Origin of the sequence: Devosia sp. SD17-2 (assembly GCF_029201565.1) — a bacterium.
Taxonomy (GTDB): domain Bacteria; phylum Pseudomonadota; class Alphaproteobacteria; order Rhizobiales; family Devosiaceae; genus Devosia.
In genome coordinates, this window is the sequence record NZ_CP104002.1 from 1,611,736 (window position 1) to 1,636,580 (window position 24,845).

Genomic DNA, 24,845 nt, shown 5'->3' on the forward strand with positions numbered 1-24,845 from the left:
GCGGGGGCACTCTCCCCCTTAGAGGGGAGGGGCAAGGGAGGGCCTCGAGGAAAACACTGTGGCCCTGGCACGCACTGCATCCAGGCCGCCGATCCCAGAATGCGGACAAGAACATGACCCAGCCTCTCTACACCCTCGATGCAATCCTGGCCGCAACGGCCGGGCGGGCGGTCGAGGTTTCGACCGATCAGATCGAGTCCATCTCGATCGACAGCCGCGAGCTGGGACCCAATGCCCTGTTTGTCGCCATCAAGGGTGACCGCTTCGATGGTCATGATTTCGTCGATACCGCGCTGGCCAATGGTGCCGCGGCGGCCCTGGTGCATCGGGGTGAGGGGCCGGGCCGGATCGTCGTCGCAGATGCCCTTGGCGGCCTCCGCGACATTGCCCGTGCCGCCCGCGAGCGCAGCCGTGCGCTGATCGTCGGGGTGACGGGCAGCGTGGGCAAGACCACCACCAAGGAAGCGCTGCGCCACGTCCTTTCGGCAGCAGGATCCACCCACGCCTCGATCAAGAGCTTTAACAACCACTGGGGCGTGCCGCTCATGCTGGCGCGCATGCCCGAAGCGGCGCAGTTCGGCATTTTCGAAATGGGCATGAATGCGCCCGACGAAATCCGTCCTCTGAGCCAGCTGGTGCGGCCGCATATCGCTGTCATCACCAATATCGCCCCAGCCCATCTCGAAAAGCTGGGGAGCCTCGAGGCCATCGCGCGGGCCAAGGCAGAGATCTTTGACGGGCTGGAGCCGGGTGGCACCGCCGTCATCAATGCCGACAATCCACAGATCAATATCCTGCTCGAAGCTGCCGCGGCAGCAGGCGTGTCCAGGATCGTGACCTATGGATTTTCGCGCGGCGTCGACTGGCAGATCCTTGATCCGCAATCGGCCGCAGACAAGAGCTTTGCCCAGGTGATCAATGGTGAGGATCGCTATGCGCTGGCGCTCGACGTGCCGGGCCGCCACATGCTCTCCAACGCCACGGCGGCGCTGATCGTCGGGCACCTTGCCGGTATCGAGGCCGAGGTGTCCCTGCGCGCTCTTGCCGGCTTTGGCGCACAACCAGGGCGCGGCGAACGGATCAGGCTCGGGCCGGATGACAATCCGCTCGTTCTCGTCGATGAAAGCTATAATGCCAATACGGCCTCGATCCGCGCGGCGCTCGATGTGTTCTCGGCGCTCGAAGCGCCTGCGGGGCGCAAGGTGCTGGTGCTCGGCGACATGCTCGAGCTCGGCGATGAGAGTGAGGCGCTGCATGCCAGCCTTGCCGATTCCGTGCTGGCGAGCGGGGCGGAGCTCGTCTATCTCGTCGGCCCCAATATGGCCGCATTGGCCAGCGCATTGCCTGACGGAACGGTCGCCGGGCATTTCACAAGTGCTGGGGATGCCGAGCCAGTCGTTAGGGACGCGCTTGCCTATGGCGATGCAGTTATGATCAAAGGATCGAACGGCATCGGGCTTGGTCGGCTCGTCGCTAGCATCCGCAATAGTTTCGACAAGCGCTGAAGCCGCCCAACCAGGATACCAGAGAGCATGCTCTATTTTCTCGGCCAGTTGGGTGACTCGCTCGCCGCATTCAACGTCTTCCGCTACATCACCTTCCGCACTGCCGGCGCGGTGATCACGGCGCTGTTTTTCGTCTTCCTGTTCGGCCCGGGCATGATCGCCATGCTGCGCCTCAAGCAGGGCCGCGGCCAGCCGATCCGCGAGGACGGTCCGCAGGGACACCTGCTGACCAAGAAGGGCACGCCCACCATGGGCGGGCTGATGATCCTCTCGGGCGCAGTAATTTCCACGCTCCTCTGGTCCAACCTTACCAATGGCTATGTCTGGGTGGTGCTGTTCGTCACCATCGGCTTCGGCGCCATCGGCTTTTACGATGACTATCTCAAGGTCAAGCGCATGAGCCACAAGGGGTTTGGCTCAAAGCAGCGCCTGCTGCTCGAAGCGCTGATCGGTGCGATCGCGGCTTTCGCCATTTCCCAGCTGACCACCGGCGCCTATGGCACCTCGCTGCAGTTCCCGTTCGTCAAGGACTTGGCCGTCAATCTGGGCTATTTCTACATTCTCTTTGGCGGCTTCGTCGTGGTGGCAGCCGGTAATTCGGTGAACCTCACGGACGGTCTTGATGGCCTCGCCATCGTGCCGGTGATGGTGGCAGCGGCCTGCTTTGGCCTCATCGCCTATCTCGTCGGTTCGCAGAACTATGCCGACTACCTGCTGCTCAACTCCGTTCCCGGCACGGCTGAACTGGCTGTCGTCTGCGGCGCGCTGATCGGTGCGGGTCTCGGCTTCCTCTGGTTTAACGCGCCCCCGGCGCAGATTTTTATGGGCGACACCGGCTCGCTCGCTCTCGGTGGCGCGCTCGGCACCATCGCCGTGGCAACCAAACACGAAATCGTGTTGGCAATTATCGGCGGTCTCTTCGTGCTCGAAACCGTGTCGGTGATCGTGCAGGTGGCCTCGTTCCGGCTGACGGGCAAGCGCGTCTTCCGAATGGCGCCCATCCACCACCATTTCGAGGCACTCGGCTGGACCGAAAGCCAGGTGGTGATCCGGTTCTGGATCATCTCCTTCGTACTGGCGCTGATCGGCCTTTCGAGCCTTAAACTGCGCTGATTGAAGCAGACGGCGTGGTGGAGAACACGCCGTCTGCGACCGCAACCGGCGTCGCAATTATCCAAAAAAGTACTTCCGACTGAAACTTATCTCCTCGGGGCTCCGTAGCTCTTGGTGACGACAGCATTTCGTCCCCCAACGGCTCACCCGTCAGACGCGCCTGCGCGCTGGCAAAATCCTGAACGAGGAGACCTCCATTGCCTGCCATCGCTCGTCTTTCGCTTGTCGCCCTTCTGGCCCTTGGCGCATCCGGCGCCGCCCAGGCCGCTTCGGCCATCGGCCTCGTCAATTCCAACACGCTTGTCATGTTTGACACCGAAGCCCGCACGGTCACCGGGACATGACGGTCACTGGTGTGGATGGCTTGGCCGGCATCGATATTCGCCCCGCAGACAGTATGCTCTATGGCGTTACGCTCGCCGGCGAGGTTGTCACCATCGACATGGCCAGCGGCGCTGCCACGGTCAAATCGACCCTCTCAGAGAAGCTCCCCAGCTATGAAGGGGCAATCGTCGACTTCAATCCCATGGCCGACCGCCTGCGCCTGATGGGCACCGATGGCACAAATCATCGCGTCAATGTCGATGATGGCGCAGTGACCGTCGACGGTTCCCTCGCCTTCCAGGATGGCGACATGCATGTCGGCGAAACACCGGCGATTGTTGCTGCGGCCTATACTAATTCGATCGGCAAGCCCGAGGCGACGAAGATGTTCGACATCGACGCCACCATTGTCGGTCTCATCCAGCAGGTGTCGCCCAATGACGGCACGCTGGGCGCCATCGGCATGCTCGGCATCGAGGGCGGCTCGACCTATGCCTTCGACATCCAGGCCACAGAAGACCTGACCAACACCGCCTATCTCGTGGTCGACAATGTGCTCCACACGGTTGATCTCGAAACCGGTGCCGCCGAGGCCTGGGGGCCAGTCGAGGGTGTGGACGGGATGATTTCGGACATCGCGATCCTCAACTGATCGAGCAGATCCAGAATAGAACTCCTGTCCGTCAGGGCAGGGCAGAAGGGGCGGCGTGTGGGCTGCCCTCAACGTTTTTCCCGTCTCTCGCAAAACGCGAAAGCCCTTACCAAATCGGTAACCATCGCCAGTTACAATTCGATGCAGTTTGTATCGAGTAGCCCGCCCATGATGTTTTCCAGAGCTGAAAAAACGCCGCTCGCAGAGTGGTGGTGGTCCATTGACCGCGAACTTCTCGGGGCGCTGATCCTTCTTCTGACCGCAGGCATGGTGCTCAGCTTCGCTGCCAGCCCGCCCGTGGCCGAGCGCATTGGCCTGGGGCAGTGGCACTTCGTCATCCGCCACGCGATGTTCTGCCTTCTGGCGCTGCCGGTGATGCTGGTGACCTCGCTGCTGACCCATCGTCAGGCGCGGTTTGCGGCGCTTGGTACGCTTATCCTCATGACGCTGCTGTTGTGGGCAACGCTGCGCTTTGGCGCAGAAGTGAAGGGCGCGCGTCGCTGGATTTCCATTGCCGGGCAGTCGATCCAGCCATCCGAATTCGTCAAGCCGGCCTTTGCCGTGATCGGTGCCTGGCTGATGTCGGAGTACATGATCCATCGCGATGTGCCTGGCCGGATGCTGGCGACCCTTGTCATGGCCGTGATCGTCAGCGGTCTTCTGCTGCAGCCGGACGTCGGGCAGTCGATCCTCGTGGTCGCTACCTGGGCGGTGCTGCTGTTCCTCTCGGGTATTTCCTGGTTCATCATTGCCGGGCTGGGCGTTGCAGCAGGCCTCCTGCTGATCGGGGCCTATGTGTTCTTCCCCCACGTGGCGCGCCGTATCGACACCTTCATCAACCCCGATGGCGGCGGTAACACCTATCAGATCGACCGCGCTCTGCAGTCGCTGCTCGAAGGCGGCTGGCTTGGTCGCGGGCCGGGCGAGTCCCTTGCCAAAAAGCTCATTCCCGACGCGCATGCCGACTATGTGTTCTCAGCCGCTGCTGGTGAATACGGCATTCTGTTCTGCCTCGCTCTCGTCGGGCTCATCGCCTTCATCGTGCTGCGCGCCATGGTTTCGGCCGAGCGTCAGTCGAGCCTTTTTGCACGCCTTGCCGCCTCCACCATTGCCATCCAGTTCGCCATGCAGTCGGGCATCAACCTGGCCGTGAACCTCAACCTCATCCCGCCCAAGGGCATGACGCTACCCTTCGTGTCCTATGGCGGCACCTCGATGATCGCCGTGGCCTTCGGCATGGGTCTTATGCTGGCTCTGACCCGCACCAAGCCGGAAGAGCGCATGGCCACCGGACTTCCTTCTTATCGCAGCGCCGTGGTAGCCCCCGCCGAATGAAAACCTTCGTACTTATGGCCGGTGGCACTGGCGGGCATTTGTTTCCCGCCATGGCCCTGGCACAGGAACTGGTCCGTCGTGGCCACGCCGTGGAACTGATGACCGACCATCGGGTCGACAGCTATGGCCAGGATTTTCCGGCCCGGCGCATCCACATCATCCCCTCGGCGACGCCCTCGGGCAAAAACCCGATCCAGTTCGCTGGCGCCGGCATCAAGATTGCCGGTGGCATTGTCACGGCCTTCGGCATCCTGCGCGCGGTGCGTCCCGACGCCGTCATTGGGTTTGGTGGTTATCCGACGTTCCCCCCGTTCCTTGCGGCGAGCCTGCTCTCCATTCCGGGCATCCTGCATGAGCAGAACGCTGTGATGGGGCGCGCCAACCGGGCCCTGGCCCGCTTTGCCGATGTTCTGGCGCTGAGCTTTCCGCAGACGCGCTTTGCCGCCGAACAGCGGCTCGAAAAGATCGTCACCGGCAATCCGGTGCGCGATCGCGTGCGCAAGGTCATCGGTACGCCCTATCCCCCGCTCGACGACAAATCTGTCATTCGGCTCGTCATCACCGGTGGCAGCCAGGGCGCGCGCGTCCTCTCTGACCTTGTGCCCGAAGCCATTGCGCTGCTGTCCGACGCGTTGCGCCAGCGCCTCAAGATCCTGCAGCAGGCGCGGCCGGAGGATATCGACCGGGTGGCCGAGAGCTATCGGAAGTCGCGCACCAATGTGGAGCTGGCCTCCTTTGTCACCGATCTGCCCGAGCGCATTGCCGATGCGCATCTCGTGATCGGGCGCGCCGGTGCGTCGACGGTCAACGAGCTCTGCGTGATCGGCCGGCCGGCCATTCTGATCCCGCTGCCGGGCGCGCTGGACTCCGACCAGAAGTACAATGCGCTCTATATGGAACAGGGCGGCGGCGGTTGGGTGGCCGAGCAGGCCACACTCTCACCGCAATCGCTTGCCACTCGGATCACGCAATTGTTAGCCGATCCCGATCAACTGATACGCGCTGCCGCCGCTGCCCGTGCCCTCGGGCAGGCTGGTGCGGTTGAAAAGCTGGCAGATCTGGCCGAAGGCCTTGCCGGCAAAGGTACGAACGAAATGGACCCCACATCATGAAAATGCCCCGCAACATTGGCCCGGTCCACTTCATCGGCATCGGCGGCATCGGCATGAGTGGCATCGCCGAAATCCTGCATAACCAGGGCTATATCGTTCAGGGCTCCGACGCGTCCGCCAATCCCAATGTCCAGCGCCTGCGCGACATGGGCATCAAGGTCGAGATCGGCCAGAACGGCAACAATCTCGGGCATGCCGAAGTGGTGGTGGTGTCCTCCGCCATCAAGAAGGACAATCCCGAGCTGGTCGCTGCCCGCGCGAAAAATCTTCCGATCGTGCGCCGCGCCGAAATGCTGGCCGAGATCATGCGCTTCAAGACCGCCATCGCCATTGGCGGCACGCATGGCAAGACCACGACCACCACGCTGGTCGCGACACTGCTCGATGCGGGCAATCTCGACCCCACCGTCATCAACGGTGGCATCATCAATGCCTATGGCACCAACGCGCGCCTCGGGGCCGGCGAGTGGATGGTCGTCGAGGCCGACGAGAGCGACGGTACGTTCGTAAAACTGCCGGCCGACGTGGCTGTCGTCACCAATATCGATCCCGAGCATCTCGACCATTATGGTGATTTCGACGGGGTGAAGAAGGCGTTCCACCAGTTCGTCGAGAACGTGCCCTTCTACGGCTTTGCCGTGATGTGCCTCGACCATCCGCATGTGCAGGCGCTGGTCGGTGAAGTGCGCGACCGCCGCGTCATCACCTATGGCCAGAACCCGCAGGCTGACGTCCGTCTGGTCGATCTCGAGAACCGGGGCGGTGTCCAGCATTTTGCCGTCGAAATTCGCGACCGCATTCGCCAGACCCAGCTGCGCATCGATGGGCTGGAACTGCCCATGCCCGGCGTCCACAATGCGCTCAACGCCACGGCCGCCATTGCCGTCGCCGATCAACTGCACGTTCCGGCAGAAGCGATCCGCCGCGGCCTCAAGGGCTTTACCGGCGTCAAGCGCCGCTTCACCCGTACCGGCACCGTTGGGGGTGTCACCGTCATTGACGACTATGGTCATCACCCCGTCGAAATCGCGGCGGCCCTGACTGCCGCGCGGCAGTCGACGCGGCGCGATGTCGTGGCCGTGGTGCAGCCGCACCGCTTCTCGCGCGTCAATGATCTCTTTGACGACTTCGCCGCCTGCTTCAACGACGCGGACACGGTCATTGTCGCGCCGATCTATGCAGCCGGTGAGACGCAGATCCCGGGTGTCACCCATGACGAGCTGGTCAACCGCATCCGCGCGCGCGGTCACCGCGATGCGCGCGTGCTCGACGATCCGGCGGCGCTGGCCAAGCTGCTCGCCAGCCGCGTCGAGGATGGTGACTATGTCGTCTGCCTCGGCGCCGGCAATATCACCCAGTGGGCGGCAGCGCTCCCCGGTGAACTGGGTGCCCTGATGGGCAAGGAAGTCGAGTGAACCGCGCCATGACTAAGCACGTCGCCGTCCTCATGGGCGGGCTTTCCAACGAACGCCCCGTCTCCCTCAGCACCGGCAAAGGCTGCGCCGAAGCGCTGCGCCGCGCCGGCTATCGCGTCACCGAACTCGATGTCGGCTATGACGTCGCCGAGCGCCTGCGCGAGATCGCGCCCGATGTCGCGTTCAACGCGCTGCACGGTCCGTTCGGCGAGGATGGCACCATCCAGGGCGTGCTGGAATTCCTGCGCATCCCCTATACCCATTCGGGCGTGTTGGCGTCGGCCCTGGCCATGGACAAGCACCAGGCAAAAATCATGTTCAAGGCTGCCGGCATCCCGGTGACCGACCATGTGATTGCCACGCGCGGTGAAGTCGGTCGCGCCCACATCATGCCGCCCCCTTACGTGGTCAAGCCCATCGCCGATGGCTCGAGCTTTGGCGTCATTATCGTCAAGGCTGACCAGTCCCATCCGCCGCAGGAAATCCTTGGCGAGGATTGGACCGGCGGCGAAGAGCTGATGGTGGAGCGCTATATTCCGGGCCGCGAGCTCACCTGCGCGGTCATGGGTGACGTGGCTCTGCCCGTGACCGAGATCGTCACCGATCTCAACTTCTACAATTATGAGGCGAAATACGCCGAAGGTGGATCACGTCACATCCTGCCGGCAGATATTAAACCTAAAATTTACGACAAAGTGCAAAAACTGAGCCTTGCTGCACATGCAGCTCTCGGCTGCCGGGGCATTACGCGAACCGACTTTCGCTACAATGACGCGGCGGGTGAAGACGGCGAACTGGTTTGTCTCGAGATTAATACCCAGCCGGGCATGACGCCCACTTCGCTGGCGCCCGAGCAAGCTGCGCATGTGGGCCACAGTTTTGAAGAGCTGGTCTCCTGGATGGTGGAGGACGCGAGTTGCAACAGGTAAAAAGCGAGGTTTTTCTCGCTGGAGCGCAGCCAATAGATCCGCGCGCACTGCCTGTTCCCGTTCGCCGCTCGCGCCTCGTGCGGGTTACCAGCGGGCTGACACGCCTGCGCGTGCTTCATGGCCGGGCCGTTCGTCGTGGCGTGGTCATCGGCCTTGCCGTGGCTGCGGCTGCGGGCCTCTTCCAGATCCGCGAACCGATCGGCAATCTGCTTGCCGGTGCGGTGACAATCGCCCAGGGCGGCTTCGCCGAAGCGGGCCTTGCCATTGGTCAGATCTCCATCAGCGGCCAGACCCTGACGTCCGAGCAGGCGATCTTTGACGCCCTCGGCATCCAGCCGGATATGTCGACCCTCGCCTTTGACGTCGAGGCGGCGCGCCAGCGTCTTGCCCAGTTGCCAGCCGTCAGCAACGTCAATGTTCGGAAAACCTACCCCGGCGATGTCGAGGTGATGATCTCCGAAAAGACCCCGGTCGCGCGCTGGCGTGTCGATGGCATCACCTTTGTGATCGACGGGCAGGGCGAGCAGATCGGTGAAGACGGTGGCGCCTATGGCGACCTGCCACTGGTCATTGGCGACGGCGCGGCGGACGACGCGCTGGTGATGATCCGTGCGCTCGGCAATTTTCCCGAGCTGCAGAAAGACCTGATCGCGCTGTCGCGGATCGCCGATCGGCGGTGGGACATGATCTATGCCACGGGGCTGCGCATCCAGTTGCCCGAGCACGGCGTGGCACAGGCGCTGCGCAAGCTGACCAATTACCAGGCCCAGTATCAATTGCTTGACCGAGACATCACCGTGATCGACCTGCGGGTGGAGAGCGTCGTGGCGGTGCGTCCGGCCGTAAACGAAGACACTGAAAAATCATGATGACCGACGCAATGACATCGCGGCTCCGCCCCGTCCAGCCGGGCAAGACCACCCTGGTGGCGGTGCTGGATATCGGATCGACCAAGATCTGCTGCGTCATTGCGCGTCTCGTTCCGCGCGCCGAGGGCAAGTCCCTGCGCGGCCGCACGCACCAGGCCGAGGTCATCGGCTTCGGCTATGGGCCGTCCTCGGGTGTGAAGAGCGGCGTCGTCACCGATATCGAGAAGGCCGAACACGCCATCCGTACCGTCGTGGGCATGGCCGAGCGCGCCGCCGGGCTGACGCTCGAGAGTGTCGTCGTCAATGTCACAGCCGGCCGCCTCGGCTCGGAAACCTTCTCTGCCGCCGTCTCGCTCGATGGTCAGGAAGTCGAGAAATCTGACATTTACCGCGTGCTGAAGGCGGTCAATTCGCGCTCGGTGCGTCCCGAGCGATCCATTATTCATGCGATGCCGATCGGTTACGCGCTGGATGGCCAGAGGGGCATTCGCGACCCCAATGGCATGGTCGGGGAAAAGCTCGGCGTCGACGTTGCCGTGATCTCCGCCGAGACGCTGGCGATGCGCAATCTCGAACTTGTGCTGCACCGCTGCCATCTGCAGATCGAAGCCCTCGTGGCCACTCCCTATGCCTCCGGCCTTGCCAGCCTCGTCGATGACGAAGCCCAGCTCGGTGTGGCCTGTATCGACTTTGGCGGCGCCACCACTACGGTTTCGGTCTTCAATGACGGGCACCTCGTCTATGCCGACGCCATCGCCATTGGCGGACACCACCTGACCCTCGATATTGCCCGCCAGCTCTCGGTCAGTGTCGCCGATGCCGAGCGCCTCAAGGCACTCTACGGTTCAGTGCTGCCCGGCCAGGCAGACGAGCGCGACATGATCCCGATCCAGCCGGTCGGCTCCGCGCTCGACGAAGCGCCGGGGCAGGTGGCCCGCTCGGTGCTCACCCGCATCATGCGGCCGCGCATTGAAGAGATTCTCACAGCCATCCGCGACCGCATGCAGGCGACCGGCATGATGGACGTCTGCGGACGCCGTTTCGTGCTCACCGGTGGCGCCAGTGAATTGACCGGCCTGCCCGAAGTGGCGCGCCGCACGCTGGCTCGCAACGTCCGCAACGGTCGCCCCATGGGCATCGCCGGCCTGCCCGAGATCGCCAAGGGCGCTGCCTTCTCCACGGTCGCAGGCATGCTCATCTATCCGCAGGTCTGTGCGCAGGAATATGCCGAGCCGCGCAACACCCGTCGCCTGACCGGCACGGACGGCTATTTTGCCCGCGTGGGCAACTGGCTGCGCTCGAGCTTCTGAGTCGGTCGTCCCTCGGGGCGAAACCTGATTTTCTGCCCGCTGGCTAAAACGCGCCAGCGGTGTCTCTGACGGAGCCCGTACGGTGTACGGGTAACCGCTCGATCACGTTTTTACCTTTTCGACTGCCCCGAAAACGGCTTCTCCGCGCTAACTCTCAGTTAACACGAGGTGAAACCGTAACCGTCTGGTCTCGCATTTTGCGCGAGAGTTAACGTCTTTGGGACAATTGTTAGGGTCTGGTTAACGAATTGGGGGGTAAATCTTTACCAACCACGCCACCTATGGGGCCATCCATGACCATCAATCTCACTATCCCCGATATCCAGGAACTGAAGCCCCGCATCACCGTGTTCGGTGTTGGCGGTGGTGGCGGCAACGCCGTCAACAACATGATCGAATCGGGACTCAGCGGCGTCGATTTCGTGGTTGCCAATACCGACGCGCAGGCACTGGCCCTGTCGAAGGCACAGCGAATCATTCAGCTGGGCGTTGGCGTTACCGAAGGCCTTGGCGCTGGTTCGCACCCGGAAGTGGGTCGCGCGGCAGCCGAGGAAAGCTGGGACGAGATCAACGATCACCTCTCCGGTTCGCACATGGTTTTCATCACCTGCGGCATGGGTGGTGGTACCGGCACTGGCGCGGCGCCCGTGGTGGCCCGGGCTGCGCGCGAGCAGGGCATCCTGACCGTTGGTGTCGTCACCAAGCCGTTCAACTTCGAAGGCAATCGTCGTACGCGTCTGGCCGATGACGGTATTGATGAGCTGCATCGCCATGTCGATACGCTGATCGTCATCCCGAACCAGAACCTCTTCCGCGTTGCCAACGAGAAGACCACCTTTGCCGACGCTTTCGCGATGGCTGACCAGGTGCTGTTCTCCGGTGTTGCCTGCATCACCGATCTGATGGTCAAGGAAGGCCTGATCAACCTCGACTTCGCCGACGTGCGTGCCGTCATGCGCGGCATGGGCAAGGCGATGATGGGTACCGGCGAGGCTTCGGGCGAAGATCGTGCCCGCCACGCTGCCGAGGCTGCCATTGCCAACCCGCTGCTCGACGATGTGTCGATGCAGGGTGCACGTGGCCTCCTGATCTCCATCACCGGCGGTCCGGACCTGACCCTTTACGAAGTCGACGAAGCGGCCAGCCGCATCCGCGAAGAAGTGGACGTGGACTGCAATATCATTCTCGGCGCGACCTACGATCCGGACCTCACCGGCACGATCCGCGTCTCCGTCGTTGCTACCGGTACCGATGCTGCCATGGTCCAGGCCATGGAGCCCGCCAAGCCGCATGCTTCGCGCACTCCGCTGTCCGTGCGTCGCCACGTGCCGGTCGAGCCGACCCGTTCGGCCGCGCCTGCACCCCAGATCGCCGCTCCGGCCATGGAAATCGAGGAGATCGGCCAGCAGGTTGAAGCTGCCGTTGCCGAAGCCTTTGCCGTCGAACGTCCGCACCACTCCTATGCCGTTTCCCACCAGGAAGATGACGGCATTGTCGTCGAGCCCTATGTTCCCGCTGCTGAAATGATGCAGGAGCCGGAAGAAGAGCCGATGGTCGAAGAGCAGCCGATTCCCAGCGTCTACGTGCCGTCCCATGCTGCCCGTCCGGATGGATACCGCCGCATGCCGCGCACCGAAGAGCTTCCGGTTGTTGCACGCCAGACACAGGTCGCCGAGGAACGTCACGACGGTGAGCCGCGCAATGCGCGCGCCCTGTTCAAGCGTCTGGCTTCCAATGTCGGCCTCAATCTCGGTCAGCCCCAGGCACAGGCTCAGGCTGAGCCGCGCCGCGAGCCGGCGCCCGTGGTCACCGATGACGCCGCAGCCCGCAGCGCCATTGAGGCAGGCGGCGCAAGGACTTCCCGCGTTCCGCCCGCCACCGAAGGCGCCCGCGGCAATCTCGACAGCCAGGGCCGCGCCCCGGCAGCTGCTCCCCAGAAGGAGCACCTCGAGATCCCGGCCTTCCTGCGCAAGCATGGTTAAGGCTTGAGCAACAGAGTTCTGTAAAAGCTTACTCGGCGCGGCTTCCGCGCCGAGTTTTTTTTCGCTAGTTGTTGCGCCAAACCCGAGGGCCCTGGGGTGGAGTAAGAAGAGTATGATCAAACTATCCACGCGCCAGCGCACTCTTGCCGGCGAAGTGTCATTTTCGGGCTATGGGGTCCATACCGCTGCGCCGGTGACGCTGAGCCTCGGCCCGGCGCCTGTCGACAGCGGTTTTCTCATCCGTCGCGACATGGGCGAAGGCCGGGTCACGCAGCCTGTCGCCGTGCATTTTTCGCGCGTCAGCCGCACCACGCTTTGTACCACGCTCGACCTGGGCGACAGCGTCAGCGTGGCGACCGTCGAACACGTCGTCTCGGCGCTTTCCGGCATGGGTGTCGATAATGCGCTGATTACGCTCGACGGGCCCGAGTGCCCGATTCTTGACGGCAGCGCGCATCCGTTCTCGACGGCGATTATCGGCGCCGGCCTCGAAGTGCAGCCTGCCCAGCGCAAGTTCCTCAAGGTCATGCGCGCCGTCACCGTGCGCAACAACGACGCCTTTGCCGCGCTCGAGCCCTATAATGGGCGCGCCTTCGACCTCGAGATCGATTTTGATTCCCGCGTCATCGGCCGCCAGCGGATGATCTTTGACTGGACGCCGCGCCGGTATCTCGAAGATGTGTCCCGCGCGCGCACCTTCGGTTTTGCCCGCGACGCCAAGATCCTGCGCCAGGCCGGTTATGCCCTTGGCTCCAGCCTCGACAATTCCATCACTGTCGATGAGGACCGCATCCTCAATCCGGGCGGCCTGCGCTTCGAGGACGAATTCGTCCGCCACAAGCTGCTCGACGCCATTGGTGATCTGTCGCTCGGCGGCCTGCCGATCTGGGGTCGTTTCCGCTCCTACAAGGGTGGTCACGCGCTCAACGCACATGTTCTCGCCGGTCTCTTTTCGAGCGAAGCCAATTATGAGATAGTCAATGCGGAGGATCTTCCGCTGGAAATTGGCGCGTATGACGATCTGCCGGAAGATCTCGGCGTCCGTCCCTATCTGCGGTCGGTGCGCTGAGCCGGTCCAGACCGCCAGTCGCGCCACAGTTTTGATCCATTTGCTAACTACGCCGCAACCAGTTGCGGTTGTTTGAAGAACGGGGCAGTTCGTGAAGCTCGACGTTGTAAGCCAGATTTCCAGCCGTGCCACTCGGCTCGCTGCCGTCGGCCTCATGGCCGTGACCCTTGCTGCCTGTGCGGGCGGGGGTCTCTTCGGTCCTCCCAAGATCAAGGAAGAGCCAGTCATTCCGGCCGCCACCCTCTATCAGGGTGCGCTCGATGACATGGATCGCCAATACTACCAGACCGCCATCAAGAAGCTCGAGCAGCTTGAGCGCCAGCATCCGCGCGATCCGATGACGGAAAAGAGCAAGCTGATGCAGGTCTATGCCCATTACCGCATCGGCAAGTTCGATCAGGCGATCCTGGCCGCTGACCGCTTCCTCGCCATCTACCCCAACAGCAAGGACGTTCCCTACGTTCTCTACCTCAAGGGCACGTCCTACTTCGGTCAGATCAAGGACATCACCCGCGACCAGCAGCTGTCGCGCGATGCGATCGACACCTATAATCTGCTGGTGTCGAACTATCCGCGCTCGGAATATGCCGCGGACGCCAAGGAAAAGCTGCTCGTCGCCTATGACCAGCTCGCCGGCAAGGAAATGTCGGTCGGCCGCTACTACCTCGGCAATGGCCAGTATTCGGCAGCTATGAACCGCTTCCGCGAAGTGGTGGAGAAGTGGCAGACCTCGACCCATATCGAGGAAGCCCTCTATCGCCTCACCGAAACCTACCTGCTGCTCGGCCTCACCAATGAAGCCATGTCGGCAGCCGCGGTCCTCGGCCACAACTATCCGGCCAGCGACTGGTACAAGCGCGCCTTCGACGTCCTCGGCAAGCAGGGCCTCGCCCCGAACCTCAATTCGGGCAGCTGGCTCGCCGGCTTCCGCCGCTGATCCGCGACAGAGAATTTGCGAATTGGGCCCTCCGGGGCCCTTTTTGTTTTCTGAGAGCCTGCGCCATTGTCTTGACCGGCAACTTCTGTAACGACTGAAGTTTCATAAGTGCAGGATGGAGCGATGAGCCAGAACTCCTTCGATGGCGCGGCGGAGCACGAATATGCCAGCCGACCGGCGCGGCAGGTGCCGGGTTTCGCTGATCTCCATCGCATGGCCATCCAGTTGATCAGCGAGCGCGTTTCCGATGCTGGAAAGATCCTCGTGCTCGGGGCAGGGGGTGGGCTCGAACTCAATGCCTTCGCCGACGCTCGGCCGGGCTGGCGCTTCGAGGGCGTCGACCCCTCGGCCGACATGCTGGCGCTGGCCCGCACCATCGCGGCCAATCACATGGGCCGCATCGACCTTCGTCAGGGCTTTATCACCGACGCCTCGGGCGGGCCGTTCGATGCGGCAAGTGCCATCCTCACCTTCCATTTCATTCCGGTTGAGCAGCGGCTCGAAACGCTGCGTCAGATCAGGAAGCGCCTCAAGCCTGGCGCACCCCTCATCCTCGCCCATATCAGTTTTTCTCAGGCCGAGCCGGAGCGGTCGAGCTGGATAGCGCGCCATGTGGCCTATGCCAATCCGGGAACGGATCCCGCTCAGATGCAACAGTCTCGCGACGCGATCGCCAGTCGCCTGACGATCCTTTCCCCCGAAGAGGAAGAAGCCCATCTCCTCGAGGCCGGATTTGCCGGCGTCAGCCTCTTCTATGCCGGGCTCAGTTTTCGGGGGTGGATAGCCTACGCCGAATGATTGCCACCCAGTTGCCATTTTGTTCTGTTCGGTTATCATGCAAATCTGTTCGCAAACTGTGCGAAAGTGAATTGCCGCAGACGCAGGGGTGATGCGCCAATGCTATGAGGCAAGGCCCGGATAGGTTCTGGATAGACCCTCATGCTGAACGCGCTTTCGGTCCGCAATATCGTGCTCATCGACCAGCTCGACCTGGCCCTTGATAGCGGCATGACCGTGCTCACCGGTGAGACCGGTGCCGGCAAGTCCATTCTCCTCGATGCCCTGACCCTCGCCCTGGGCGGCCGCGGCGATGCTTCGCTCGTGCGTCAGGGGCAGGACAGTGGTCAGGTGGTCGCGGTTCTGCAATTGCCCGCCAGCCATCCGGCCCGCGCTGCCCTGCGCGACAATGCCATTCCCGACGATGAAGACGTTATCCTGCGCCGCGTGCAGTTCGCCGATGGCCGCACCCGCGCCTTCATCAACGACCAGCCAGTCTCTGCCTCCCTCCTGCAGCGCATCGGCAGCCAGATCGTTGAAATCCACGGCCAGCATGATGATCGCGCCCTCGTCGATGTCGCCACGCACCGCGCCGCCCTCGATGCCTTTGGCGAGCTGACCGGGCAGGCCGAGGAGGTTCGTTCCGCCTGGGCCGATCTGGCGGAAATCCAACAGGCGGTGAAGGAGCAGCAGGCCAGGGTGGACGAGGCCCTTGCCGCCGAGGACTATGCCCGCCACACGGTCGAGGAGCTGGAAAAGCTCAAGCCGCAGGCCGGCGAGGAAGAGGAACTCGCCACGCGCCGCCAGCAATTGCAGCAGGCCGAAAAGGGCGCTGCTGATCTCGTCGAGATTGACGAAATTCTCAATGGTCCTTCCGCACCTGCGCCGGCGCTGGCTGGCTTGATGCGCCGCATGCTGCGCAAGGCGGATGGCGAGAATTCGATCTATCACCCGATCATCGAGGCACTGGACACCACGCTGGCCGCCCTCGACACCGCCAATGACGCGCTCGAGGACCTCAAGCGCGACATGGCCTATGATCCCGGTGAACTGGAGTCCGTGGAAGAGCGCCTCTTTGCCCTCCGCGCCGCCGCGCGAAAGCACCAGACGACCTGCGATGGCCTCGCCGAAGTGCTCCAAAAATACCAGAGCGATCTCGATACGCTGCAGAGCGGGGAGAGCCGCCTGAAAGCTCTGGAAGCCCAGGAGGCGGCGGCCCGCGCCCGCTATCGCGAAGTCGCCAGCGCGCTCACCGCCGCCCGCGCCAGTGCCGCCCGCGCTCTCAGCCAGGCTGTCGAAGCGGAGCTGCCCGATCTCAAGCTGGGCGCCGCGCGCTTTATCGTCGACCATCAGCACGACACCGAGCGCGTCGCCGCAACCGGCTTTGACCAGATCGCCTTTCATGTGCAGACCAATCCGGGCACGGCCGCCGGCCCGCTGCTCAAGGTCGCCTCGGGAGGCGAACTCAGCCGCTTCCTCCTGGCGCTGAAAGTGGTGCTCGCCGATCGCGGCTCGGCACCCGTGCTGATCTTTGACGAAATCGATACCGGTGTTGGCGGCGCAGTCGCCGATGCCATCGGCCGGCGTCTGGCGCGGCTTGCCAAGACCGTGCAGGTGCTCACTGTCACCCATGCGCCCCAGGTTGCGGCGCGGGCCAATCGGCATCTCCTCATCGAAAAGCAGATGGTGGACGAAGGCGCCTTCATGCGCACCCATGTCCGTCCGCTTGACAAGGCCGCTCGTCAGGAAGAGGTCGCCCGCATGCTCGCCGGCGCCGAGATCACCTCCGAAGCGCGCGCTGCTGCCAAGAAATTGCTCAGCGCTGTGGGATAGCGAAGCGTCATCATTCCCGCGAAAGCGGAAACTTCTGTTGGCGATGCAAGATTTGAAACGGAGCACCCCGCATCAGCGGGAATGACTCTGGTAGTGTGTTCGCGCCCTGCGATGCCGAGTGAGCTTGATATGTCCGATATTTCCCAGAAGCCCGTCGATCAGCTGAGCGAAGACGAAGCGCGCGCCGAGCTTGCCGCGCTTGCCAAGGCGATTGCCGCGGCGGACATCGCCTATCACCAGAACGACGCGCCGGAGATCACCGACGCCGACTATGATGCGCTGCGCCAGCGCAATGCTGCCCTCGAGGAGGCTTTCCCCGAACTCGTCCGCACCGACAGCCCCTCAGGCGCGGTTGGCGCTGCCCCGGTCGAGGGCTTTGCCAAGGTGCGCCATGGCGTGCCCATGCTCAGCCTCTCGAACGCCTTCTCGGATGAGGACGTCACCGATTTCGTCGCGCGGGCCAAGAAATTCTTCATGGCCGACACGCTGCGCGATCCAGACTTCAAGCTTGAGTTCACAGCCGAGCCCAAGATCGACGGGCTCTCCGCCTCGCTGCGCTACGAGAACGGCGTTTTCGTCAAAGGCGCGACGCGCGGCGACGGCTCGGTCGGTGAGGACATCACCGAAAACCTCAAGACCATTGGCGATATTCCGCACCGTCTCAAAGGCTCGGGCTGGCCGGCGGTCATCGAAATCCGCGGCGAAGTCTACATGACCCATGCCGAGTTCAAGCGGCTCAAGGATCATTCGGCCAAGTTCGGCGGGCAGGATTACGTCAATCCGCGCAATACCGCTGCCGGCTCGCTGCGCCAGAAGAACCCGGAAATTACCGCCAGCCGCAATCTCAATTTCTTCGCCTATGCCTGGGGCATTGCCGAGGATGCCGAGGGCAATCCGCAGCCGCCGGCTGCCACCCAGCATGAGATCGTCCAGAAATTTGGGGACTGGGGCTTTGTCACCAATCCGCTGATGATCCGCACCGAGAGCGCCGACGAACTGCTCGCCCACTACCGCATGATCGAGACCCAGCGCGCGACGTTGGGCTACGACATCGACGGGGTGGTTTATAAGCTCGACCGGCTGGATCTTCAGGCCCGCTGGGGCTTTGTTGCCCGCGCCCCGCGCTGGGCCATTGCCCATAAGTTCCCGGCCGAGCAGGCGACCACCATCCTCACCGGCATCGACATCCAGGTCGGCCGCACCGGCGCGCTGACCCCCGTTGCCCGGCTCCAGCCGGTGACGGTCGGCGGCGTCGTGGTCGAGAACGCCACGCTCCACAATGAGGACTATATCAAGGGCATCGGCAATAATGGCGAGCCGATCCGCAATGGCGTTGATCTGCGCGTGGGCGACACGGTCATCGTGCAGCGGGCAGGGGACGTAATCCCGCAGATCGTTGACGTGGTGCTCGACAAGCGCCCGGCAGACGCTCAGCCCTATGTCTTCCCCCATATCTGCCCCGCCTGCGGCTCCGAGGCCGTGCGCGAGCTCAATGAAAAGACCGGCAAGCTGGACTCGGTGCGCCGCTGCACCGGCGAACTGATCTGCCCCGCGCAGGCCGTCGAGAATCTGAAACATTTCGTCGCCCGCGACGCCATGGATATCGATGGGCTGGGCGACAAGCAGGTCACCCAGTTCTATGCCGAGGGGCGCATCGTCCGTCCGGCCGACATTTTTACCCTGCGCGCCCGCGATGAGCGGTCGATGAAAAAGCTCAAGGATGTCGAAGGATTTGGCGCCACCTCGGTCAAAAAGCTCTTCGACGCCATTGATGCGCGGCGCGAGCCGGAGCTCGATCGCTTCATCTATGCGCTGGGCATCCGCCATGTCGGGGAAACCACCGGCGCGCTCCTCGCTAAGGAATTCGGCTCGATCGAAAACTTCCGCGCGGTCGCTCTGGCTGCTGCCCAGCATGAAGACGGGCACTCCGTCTTCCCGCAAATCGGCGGCATCGGCGAAACCGTGCGCTCGTCCATCATGGCGTTCTTTGCCAATGAGCGGAACGTGCAGGCGCTCGATGATCTGCTCGTCGAGGTCAAGCCAAAGCCCTATGTCGTCACCATTTCTGCCGACAGCGTGGTTGCGGGAAAGACTGTGGTGTTCACCGGGGCGCTCGAAAAAATGACACGATCCGAAGCCAAGGCTATGGCCGAACGGCTTGGCGCCAAGGTTGCCGGATCGGTGTCGGCAAAGACCGACATTCTGGTCGCGGGGCCCGGCGCCGGTTCCAAGCTGAAGACTGCCGAGCAACACGGCGTCGAAGTCATCAGCGAAGACGAATGGTTTGAACGCGTCGGCCGCTAGGGCCGCACCGGGAGGTTTTATGGTTAGAGTGCTGGGCTTGGCCCTGGCGGCGGCGATGCTGCCAGGTGTGGCTGTCGCGGGGGAAGCAGGCGACGCTCTGGTGCAGCACCTTTATGCGGGGACCTCGGCCGAGGGCCTCTCCAGCGCGGTAAGCGCCTGCGAGGCCGGAGACAGCGAAGCCTGCTTTGCCGAGGCGATGTATTCCCTCGTCCTTGCCTATGAGGGCCTTGCCGAGGATCTCTATCGCTACGGCGCCTCAACTCCCTCCATGCCTGCGGCTGCCATGCTGCTGGGACTCGGCATGGGCGGCGAAATCGTCGAGCCGGCCAACAGCGCCCCCGAGCCGCTCAGCTATGACAAGCTGCGCCAGATGCTCGAGGATTTCCTCGCCGATCTCGACACCACCCGCGCCGCCTTCATCCGCGCCGGCGAAAGCGGCGACTTCATGGTCCGCATCGACCCGCTGAAGGTCCGCATAGACTTTGACGGCGATGGCGAAGCCGGTGCCGACGAAACCCTGGGCACGCTACTGACTTCAGCCGGCGTGTTCATGGACAATTTTGACGGCGAGATGTCGGAAAAGACCAAGACCAAGGTGGCCGAACTGGACACGAGCGTGGGCTTCGACCGCGCCGATGCCTTCTGGTTCGCGGGCTATAGCCAGATCGCCGGCGCACCGCTCGATTTCCTTCTCGCCCATGATTTTTCGGGCTTTTATGACGCCTATCTCCATCGCGTCTTCCCCGCCTCCGGCCTGCCGATGCAGGATTATTCGCGCGGCGGCACGCTGATGATGGATCCGGAAAGCGATGCGGCGATCGCCGACATCATCGCCGCCATTCACACCCTCTCTTTCCCAGTGGTCGACGCCGAGCGTCTCAGCGGCGTGCGCGGCCGCCTGCTCGAAATCACTGCTCTCTCACGCCGCAATTGGGACGCCATCCTCGCCGAGACAGACGATGAGCGCGAGCTCGTGCCGTCGCCGGCGCAGACCTCCATCTTCCCCGGGCATGAAGTGACCGAGGACGTGGTTTCCGCCTGGATGGCGACGCTCGACACGCTCGACACCATTCTCGAGGGCGAATTGCTGCTGCCGCATTGGCGCTTCAGCCAGGGCTTTGATCTCAAGGCGTTTTTCGAGACGGCCACAAGAACCGATCTCGTCATTATCTTCACCGGTCAGGGGGCAGTGCCGTTCCTTGCCGATGGTCCGGTGGCCGATGCGCAGAGCTTTGCCGAAGGCAATCGCGTCTTTGGTGACGCCTGGCCCAATTTCGTGCTCTGGTTTAACTGATCGGGTTCTCGCTTGAGGAGCGAAATTATGCGTCGTCTGGTACTCGCCTTCGGATTTGCCGCCGCGTTGGTGGCCTCCGCCGCCGCGCAGGAGTTTGATAGTCCCGAAGCATTGCTCGAGACCTTTTACGAGCCCTATTTCACCGGCGCCTTCGCCGAGGATGAATCCATCTTCCGCTCGGCGTTCCTGCAGGAGCTCTACGAGCAGGATGAGGCCAATACACCCATCGGCGAAATGGGCGCGCTGGGCTTTGATCCCTATATCAACGGGCAGGATTTCGACATCGCCGACTTCGAGATCGTCGCTACCGAGGTCGAGGGGGATGTGGCGACGGCCGAGGTCTACTTCACCAATTTCGGCGAGCCGACCGAGCTGATCTACGATCTGGTGTTCGAGGACAATGGCTGGCGCATCGATGATGTCACCTCGATCTCGCCGGGTCGGGAATATCGCCTGAGCGAGATTTTCCTCGAAACTCTGGGCGTCGAGCCCTGATTATGCAGTCTCCCTCGGGCCAGCCCGAGGGAGATTTTCTTCGATAAGCCTCAAATGGCCTTGGTCGCCTGTTCGAGCCAAGCTTTGACGTCGCCGCTCACCAGCGGACCAATCTCCGTCCACACACGCGCATGGAATGCGTTGAGCCAGTCCCGCTCGGCTGCGGTCAGCAGCTCAAGCGCGATCAGCCGTGTATCAATGGGGGCCAGGGTGATGGTCTCGAAGTCGAGATAGCCGGGATATCCAGCGCACTCCTGCACCACGATCAGGTTCTCGATGCGGATGCCGTACTCGCCGGCCTTGTAGTATCCGGGTTCATTGGAAATGACATTGCCCACTTCCAGCGGCAGCGGATAGCGGCTGGAGATGCCGATCGGCCCCTCATGCACGCCGAGGAAGGCGCCGACGCCATGGCCGGTGCCGTGATTATAGGTGACGCCATCGGCCCAGAGGAACTGGCGCGCCAACACGTCGATCTGCGCGCCGCTGGTGCCCCGCGGGAAACGCGCCATTGAAATGGCGATCATGCCCTTGAGGACGCGCGTATAGCGGTCCTTCTGCTCGGCCGTGGCCGAGCCGGTGGACAGGGTGCGGGTGATGTCGGTGGTGCCCGAAAGATATTGCGCGCCGCTGTCGACCAGCATGATTTCCCCGGCCTTGAGTGTGCGGTCGGTCTTGGTGGTCACGCGGTAATGGACGATCGCCCCGTTGGGGCCGGCGCCGGAAATAGTGTCGAAGCTTGCGTCGATGCAGCTCTCTTCCTCGCGGCGGAACGCCTCCAGTGCGGTGACAATGCCGATTTCGGTCAGCTGTCCCTTTGGCGCTTCGCTATCGAACCAGTGGAGGAATTTTGCCAGGGCCACGCCGTCGAGCTTGTGCGCCTCGCGCATGCCGGCCAGTTCAGCGTCATTTTTGCGCGATTTTGGCAGCAGCACCGGGTCGCGCTTGTCGACCAGTCTTGCTCCCGCCTTGGTGAGCGTATCGGCGACGGCCATGGGCGCGGAGTGCGGGTCCACCAGCACGGATTTGCCGTCCTTGCCCAGGGCTTCAAGCGCGCCGGGCAGATCGGTGCTGGCTGCCACATCGGCGATGCCGGACAGAGCGTTTTTCAGCTCCGGCGTGATCTTGGCCGGATCGAGATAGAGCAGCGGGCTGCCTTCCGCTGGCACGGTGGCAAAGCCGAGCACGAACGGCGTGTTCGGTACATCGCGCCCGCGCATGTTGAACAGCCAGCAGATGGACTCAGGCAGGGTCAGCACGGCGGCATCGGCGCCGTCGGCCTTCAGCGAGGCCTGGATCTCGGCGATCTTGTCCGCGGCGGTCTTGCCGGCGCGGTTGTGGCCCAGAAATTCGATCGTGCTGACGGGCGGAGCAGGGCGGTCTTCCCAGACACTATCGACGAGATTGGCATGGGACACGATTTTGGCGTGGCCCCGCAATTGCGTTTCCATGTCGCGCACGCTGCCCGGTGTATGCAGCCACGGGTCATAGGCCAGCACGGCCCCAGCGGGCACATAGGGTTTCAGGTCAAAACTCATGCTGGGCACTTCGTGCACCTCGACCAGATTGGTGTCGGTCTGCGCCGGGGCCTGCAGTGTGTAGCGGCTGTCGATGAAGAGGTGGGCCTTGTCGGCAGTGACCATCGCCATGCCCGCTGAACCGGTAAAGCCGGTGACATAGGCGAGGCGCGCCTCGCTCGCCGGCACGGATTCGCCGCGATGGGCATCGGCGCGGGGAATGAGGAAGGCGTCGACGCCGGCCTGTTTCATGGCCTGGCGCAGGGCTGCCAGGCGCGGCGCCACGTGGCTGGGGTCGCTCTTTTCCTCAAAGCTCTGGAATAGGGCAGGGGCGAAACTGGGTGTGCTCATCATATCTTCCGGCGCCGGGCTGCAGTGCAGGCATGGCTGGCTTGTGGTTGTGGCGCTACTCCTCGCGCCAAAAGAACACTATCTCATCGGCAGACATCAGGAGACGGAAAATGAACAAGGGAAACAATTTCTTCCAGCGCGCGCTCAACTCGCTTGTTGAAGGTCGCACGCGTCAGGCCCAGCGTTATCTGGCTCAGTATGACCGCGATCACGGGCACGAAGCCGCCCGCAAGCTGGCGCGTTAATCACGCCCTGCAAAAGCGGCATGGCTGGTCTGCTCTTTGACCCCTAACGGACGCAGAGCAAACAGCCTACATAGGCTTTGACGGATGGCAACAGACCCCCGTCGCATGGAGAAAAAGATGGCTGAGAGCAAGAATGGTTTCCGCAACGCACTGGGTGGTCTTATCCACGCTCGCGGTCGCGAAGCCACACGCCAGGTTAACTATCGCATGCAGCATCAGCTGATCGGCGCGGTCACCAAGCGCCCGTAACGGCTGCCTGCATCGCTGACGATCTGATTTGATCCCCGGAGCCCGCTTCGGGGATTTTGCTTTTTTCGGGCTTTTGTATTTTGGGGGCTTTGCGCGCGGTTCTGCGACTGCACCCGCATAGCCACATCGCGCCAAGTCCACCGTCGCCGTCGTCACCCGGTTTATCCGGGTGATCCATGCCACGGTGAATAGATTGCCCGGATAAACTGGGCAATGACGACAGATGGATGAATTTCGCCTCAGAGAGGAAGCGTGTCCTTAGGCGCGACGACCCCAAAAATCCTCAGTGCTTTTCGAGCACCAGGGTCGTCCATTCCTTGCGCTTGAGGTGATCCACCAGCTTGAAACCGGCAGCCTCATAGGCGGCGATGACGCCGTCGGCCTGGGTGTTGAGAATGCCCGATAGAATGGCCGTCCCACCCTGGCGGGTGATGCCGCCCATGCCGGGGGCCAGTTCGGTCAGCGGACCGGCCAGGATATTGGCAACCACCAGATCATAGGGCGCGCGGGCAGTGATGGCTTCGTGGTCAAGGCCGGTGGCCTCGAGCGCATCGATCAGCTCGGCAACGTCGTTGTCCCGTGCGTTCTCTTCGGTCGTCGTCACCGCAACTGGGTCGATATCGGTAGCCAGAACATTGACGCCGACACGCTTGGCGAGCGCGATGGCGAGAACGCCGGTGCCGGTGCCGACATCGATCATGTTCTGCGGCTTGTCGCGCTGCAGCAGCGCTTCGATTGCCTCAAGGCAGCCGGTGGTGGTCTGGTGGTGGCCGGTGCCAAACGCCTGGGCGGCGTCGATCTTCATCGGCGTCAGGCCTTCGGGGATCGGGCCGGTCTCATGGCTGCCATAGACATAGAAGCCGCCCGCGATCACCGGGGCGAGGCCCTCGAGCGATTTGGCGACCCAGTTAACATCGGGGTCGAGCGTTTCGACGGAAAATTCCACCGTTCCGCCCAGAACCTCCTTGGCTAGCGCATTGAAGGCGTCGATATCCGGCGGGCTGTCGCAGGTGGCTTCAAAGAACCACTCACCAGTGTCTTCGTTTTCATGCGCCGATGCGGTCAGCGCCAGATCGTCCCGCTCCATCACGGCGTCGACCAGTGCATAGGCCTGATCCTTGGTGAGAGCGACGGAGATCTGGTCGACGGACATGAGGGGCTTCCTTTTTGATTGGCTCCCTGATTGCTGCACGCCAGTGGCCAAGTCAATGCAAACCGCGTTGAGCGG

22 protein-coding genes are annotated in these 24,845 nt (G+C 62.9%); 20 read left to right on the forward strand and 2 right to left on the reverse strand.

Going from position 1 to position 24,845, the window contains the following annotated elements; all coding sequences use genetic code 11:
- Positions 1-113: 113 nt before the first annotated feature.
- From murF to NYQ88_RS07935, 18 genes are all read left to right on the forward strand, one after another.
- Complete coding sequence (gene murF / locus NYQ88_RS07850) at positions 114-1,505, forward strand: UDP-N-acetylmuramoyl-tripeptide--D-alanyl-D-alanine ligase (RefSeq protein ID WP_275654385.1); 1,392 nt, start codon at positions 114-116, stop codon at positions 1,503-1,505.
- Between the two features lie 27 nt (positions 1,506-1,532).
- Complete coding sequence (gene mraY / locus NYQ88_RS07855) at positions 1,533-2,618, forward strand: phospho-N-acetylmuramoyl-pentapeptide-transferase (protein WP_275654386.1); 1,086 nt, start codon at positions 1,533-1,535, stop codon at positions 2,616-2,618.
- Positions 2,619-2,815: 197 nt separating this feature from the next.
- A complete protein-coding gene (locus tag NYQ88_RS07860) occupies positions 2,816-2,962 on the forward strand; it encodes a hypothetical protein (RefSeq protein ID WP_275654387.1) in 147 nt (48 codons plus the stop codon).
- Positions 2,959-3,594, forward strand: a complete 636-nt coding sequence (locus NYQ88_RS07865; RefSeq protein ID WP_275654388.1) for a DUF4394 domain-containing protein — start codon at positions 2,959-2,961, stop codon at positions 3,592-3,594. Before NYQ88_RS07860 ends, NYQ88_RS07865 begins: the two co-directional genes overlap by 4 nt.
- Positions 3,595-3,765: 171 nt before the next feature.
- On the forward strand, positions 3,766-4,929 hold the full coding sequence (locus NYQ88_RS07870; RefSeq protein ID WP_275654871.1) for a putative peptidoglycan glycosyltransferase FtsW: 1,164 nt from the start codon (positions 3,766-3,768) through the stop codon (positions 4,927-4,929).
- On the forward strand, positions 4,926-6,041 hold the full coding sequence (murG, locus tag NYQ88_RS07875; protein WP_275654389.1) for an undecaprenyldiphospho-muramoylpentapeptide beta-N-acetylglucosaminyltransferase: 1,116 nt from the start codon (positions 4,926-4,928) through the stop codon (positions 6,039-6,041). Before NYQ88_RS07870 ends, murG begins: the two co-directional genes overlap by 4 nt.
- On the forward strand, positions 6,038-7,456 hold the full coding sequence (gene murC, locus NYQ88_RS07880; protein WP_275654390.1) for a UDP-N-acetylmuramate--L-alanine ligase: 1,419 nt from the start codon (positions 6,038-6,040) through the stop codon (positions 7,454-7,456). The genes murG and murC overlap by 4 nt, the downstream gene beginning before the upstream one ends.
- An 8-nt stretch (positions 7,457-7,464) precedes the next feature.
- A complete protein-coding gene (locus NYQ88_RS07885; RefSeq protein WP_275654391.1) occupies positions 7,465-8,385 on the forward strand; it encodes a D-alanine--D-alanine ligase in 921 nt (306 codons plus the stop codon).
- Positions 8,373-9,254, forward strand: coding sequence for an FtsQ-type POTRA domain-containing protein (locus NYQ88_RS07890; protein WP_275654392.1), 882 nt, complete (start codon positions 8,373-8,375; stop codon positions 9,252-9,254). Before NYQ88_RS07885 ends, NYQ88_RS07890 begins: the two co-directional genes overlap by 13 nt.
- Positions 9,251-10,564, forward strand: a complete 1,314-nt coding sequence (gene ftsA / locus NYQ88_RS07895; RefSeq protein WP_275654393.1) for a cell division protein FtsA — start codon at positions 9,251-9,253, stop codon at positions 10,562-10,564. The genes NYQ88_RS07890 and ftsA overlap by 4 nt, the downstream gene beginning before the upstream one ends.
- A 293-nt stretch (positions 10,565-10,857) precedes the next feature.
- Positions 10,858-12,546 (forward strand): cell division protein FtsZ, encoded by a 1,689-nt coding sequence (gene ftsZ, locus NYQ88_RS07900; RefSeq protein WP_275654394.1) that lies wholly within the window; start codon positions 10,858-10,860, stop codon positions 12,544-12,546.
- 112 nt (positions 12,547-12,658) lie between these two features.
- Entirely contained in the window at positions 12,659-13,615 is a 957-nt protein-coding gene (gene lpxC, locus NYQ88_RS07905) for a UDP-3-O-acyl-N-acetylglucosamine deacetylase (RefSeq protein ID WP_275654395.1), read from the forward strand.
- Positions 13,616-13,706: 91 nt separating this feature from the next.
- Positions 13,707-14,552 carry an outer membrane protein assembly factor BamD gene (locus tag NYQ88_RS07910; protein ID WP_275654396.1) on the forward strand — a complete coding sequence of 282 codons (846 nt, stop codon included), beginning with the start codon at positions 13,707-13,709 and terminating at the stop codon, positions 14,550-14,552.
- A 123-nt stretch (positions 14,553-14,675) separates the two neighbouring features.
- Positions 14,676-15,350, forward strand: coding sequence for a class I SAM-dependent methyltransferase (locus NYQ88_RS07915; protein ID WP_275654397.1), 675 nt, complete (start codon positions 14,676-14,678; stop codon positions 15,348-15,350).
- Between the two features lie 141 nt (positions 15,351-15,491).
- Positions 15,492-17,162, forward strand: coding sequence for a DNA repair protein RecN (gene recN / locus NYQ88_RS07920; RefSeq protein ID WP_275654398.1), 1,671 nt, complete (start codon positions 15,492-15,494; stop codon positions 17,160-17,162).
- Positions 17,163-17,300: 138 nt separating this feature from the next.
- Positions 17,301-19,466, forward strand: coding sequence for an NAD-dependent DNA ligase LigA (gene ligA, locus NYQ88_RS07925; protein WP_275654873.1), 2,166 nt, complete (start codon positions 17,301-17,303; stop codon positions 19,464-19,466).
- Between the two features lie 19 nt (positions 19,467-19,485).
- Complete coding sequence (locus NYQ88_RS07930) at positions 19,486-20,760, forward strand: hypothetical protein (RefSeq protein WP_275654399.1); 1,275 nt, start codon at positions 19,486-19,488, stop codon at positions 20,758-20,760.
- A gap of 27 nt (positions 20,761-20,787) precedes the next feature.
- Positions 20,788-21,255, forward strand: coding sequence for a DUF3828 domain-containing protein (locus NYQ88_RS07935; protein WP_275654400.1), 468 nt, complete (start codon positions 20,788-20,790; stop codon positions 21,253-21,255).
- A gap of 50 nt (positions 21,256-21,305) precedes the next feature.
- Here the strand turns inward: NYQ88_RS07935 and NYQ88_RS07940 are convergent, their stop codons facing one another.
- Positions 21,306-23,123, reverse strand: a complete 1,818-nt coding sequence (locus NYQ88_RS07940) for an aminopeptidase P family protein (protein ID WP_275654401.1) — start codon at positions 23,121-23,123, stop codon at positions 21,306-21,308.
- Positions 23,124-23,233: 110 nt separating this feature from the next.
- On the opposite strand from NYQ88_RS07940, the gene NYQ88_RS07945 reads away from it, so the two are divergent.
- Complete coding sequence (locus NYQ88_RS07945) at positions 23,234-23,368, forward strand: hypothetical protein (RefSeq protein ID WP_275654402.1); 135 nt, start codon at positions 23,234-23,236, stop codon at positions 23,366-23,368.
- Between the two features lie 117 nt (positions 23,369-23,485).
- Positions 23,486-23,617: a hypothetical protein gene (locus tag NYQ88_RS07950; RefSeq protein WP_275654403.1), complete on the forward strand. Its 132-nt coding sequence runs from the start codon at positions 23,486-23,488 to the stop codon at positions 23,615-23,617.
- Between the two features lie 283 nt (positions 23,618-23,900).
- Here NYQ88_RS07950 and NYQ88_RS07955 read toward each other — a convergent pair whose 3' ends face one another.
- Positions 23,901-24,770, reverse strand: a complete 870-nt coding sequence (locus NYQ88_RS07955; RefSeq protein ID WP_275654404.1) for a 50S ribosomal protein L11 methyltransferase — start codon at positions 24,768-24,770, stop codon at positions 23,901-23,903.
- Positions 24,771-24,845: the final 75 nt, after the last annotated feature.

Bases quoted from the DNA above. Each gene is read 5' to 3' on its own strand.
- murF (WP_275654385.1), top strand. From the start codon at position 114: ATGACCCAGCCTCTCTACACCCTCGATGCAATCCTGGCCGCAACGGCC.
- mraY (WP_275654386.1), top strand. From the start codon at position 1,533: ATGCTCTATTTTCTCGGCCAGTTGGGTGACTCGCTCGCCGCATTCAAC.
- NYQ88_RS07865 (WP_275654388.1), top strand. From the start codon at position 2,959: ATGACGGTCACTGGTGTGGATGGCTTGGCCGGCATCGATATTCGCCCC.
- NYQ88_RS07870 (WP_275654871.1), top strand. From the start codon at position 3,766: ATGTTTTCCAGAGCTGAAAAAACGCCGCTCGCAGAGTGGTGGTGGTCC.
- murG (WP_275654389.1), top strand. From the start codon at position 4,926: ATGAAAACCTTCGTACTTATGGCCGGTGGCACTGGCGGGCATTTGTTT.
- murC (WP_275654390.1), top strand. From the start codon at position 6,038: ATGAAAATGCCCCGCAACATTGGCCCGGTCCACTTCATCGGCATCGGC.
- NYQ88_RS07885 (WP_275654391.1), top strand. From the start codon at position 7,465: ATGACTAAGCACGTCGCCGTCCTCATGGGCGGGCTTTCCAACGAACGC.
- ftsA (WP_275654393.1), top strand. From the start codon at position 9,251: ATGATGACCGACGCAATGACATCGCGGCTCCGCCCCGTCCAGCCGGGC.
- ftsZ (WP_275654394.1), top strand. From the start codon at position 10,858: ATGACCATCAATCTCACTATCCCCGATATCCAGGAACTGAAGCCCCGC.
- lpxC (WP_275654395.1), top strand. From the start codon at position 12,659: ATGATCAAACTATCCACGCGCCAGCGCACTCTTGCCGGCGAAGTGTCA.
- NYQ88_RS07915 (WP_275654397.1), top strand. From the start codon at position 14,676: ATGAGCCAGAACTCCTTCGATGGCGCGGCGGAGCACGAATATGCCAGC.
- recN (WP_275654398.1), top strand. From the start codon at position 15,492: ATGCTGAACGCGCTTTCGGTCCGCAATATCGTGCTCATCGACCAGCTC.
- NYQ88_RS07930 (WP_275654399.1), top strand. From the start codon at position 19,486: ATGGTTAGAGTGCTGGGCTTGGCCCTGGCGGCGGCGATGCTGCCAGGT.
- NYQ88_RS07935 (WP_275654400.1), top strand. From the start codon at position 20,788: ATGCGTCGTCTGGTACTCGCCTTCGGATTTGCCGCCGCGTTGGTGGCC.
- NYQ88_RS07940 (WP_275654401.1), bottom strand. From the start codon at position 23,123: ATGAGCACACCCAGTTTCGCCCCTGCCCTATTCCAGAGCTTTGAGGAA.
- NYQ88_RS07945 (WP_275654402.1), top strand. From the start codon at position 23,234: ATGAACAAGGGAAACAATTTCTTCCAGCGCGCGCTCAACTCGCTTGTT.
- NYQ88_RS07950 (WP_275654403.1), top strand. From the start codon at position 23,486: ATGGCTGAGAGCAAGAATGGTTTCCGCAACGCACTGGGTGGTCTTATC.
- NYQ88_RS07955 (WP_275654404.1), bottom strand. From the start codon at position 24,770: ATGTCCGTCGACCAGATCTCCGTCGCTCTCACCAAGGATCAGGCCTAT.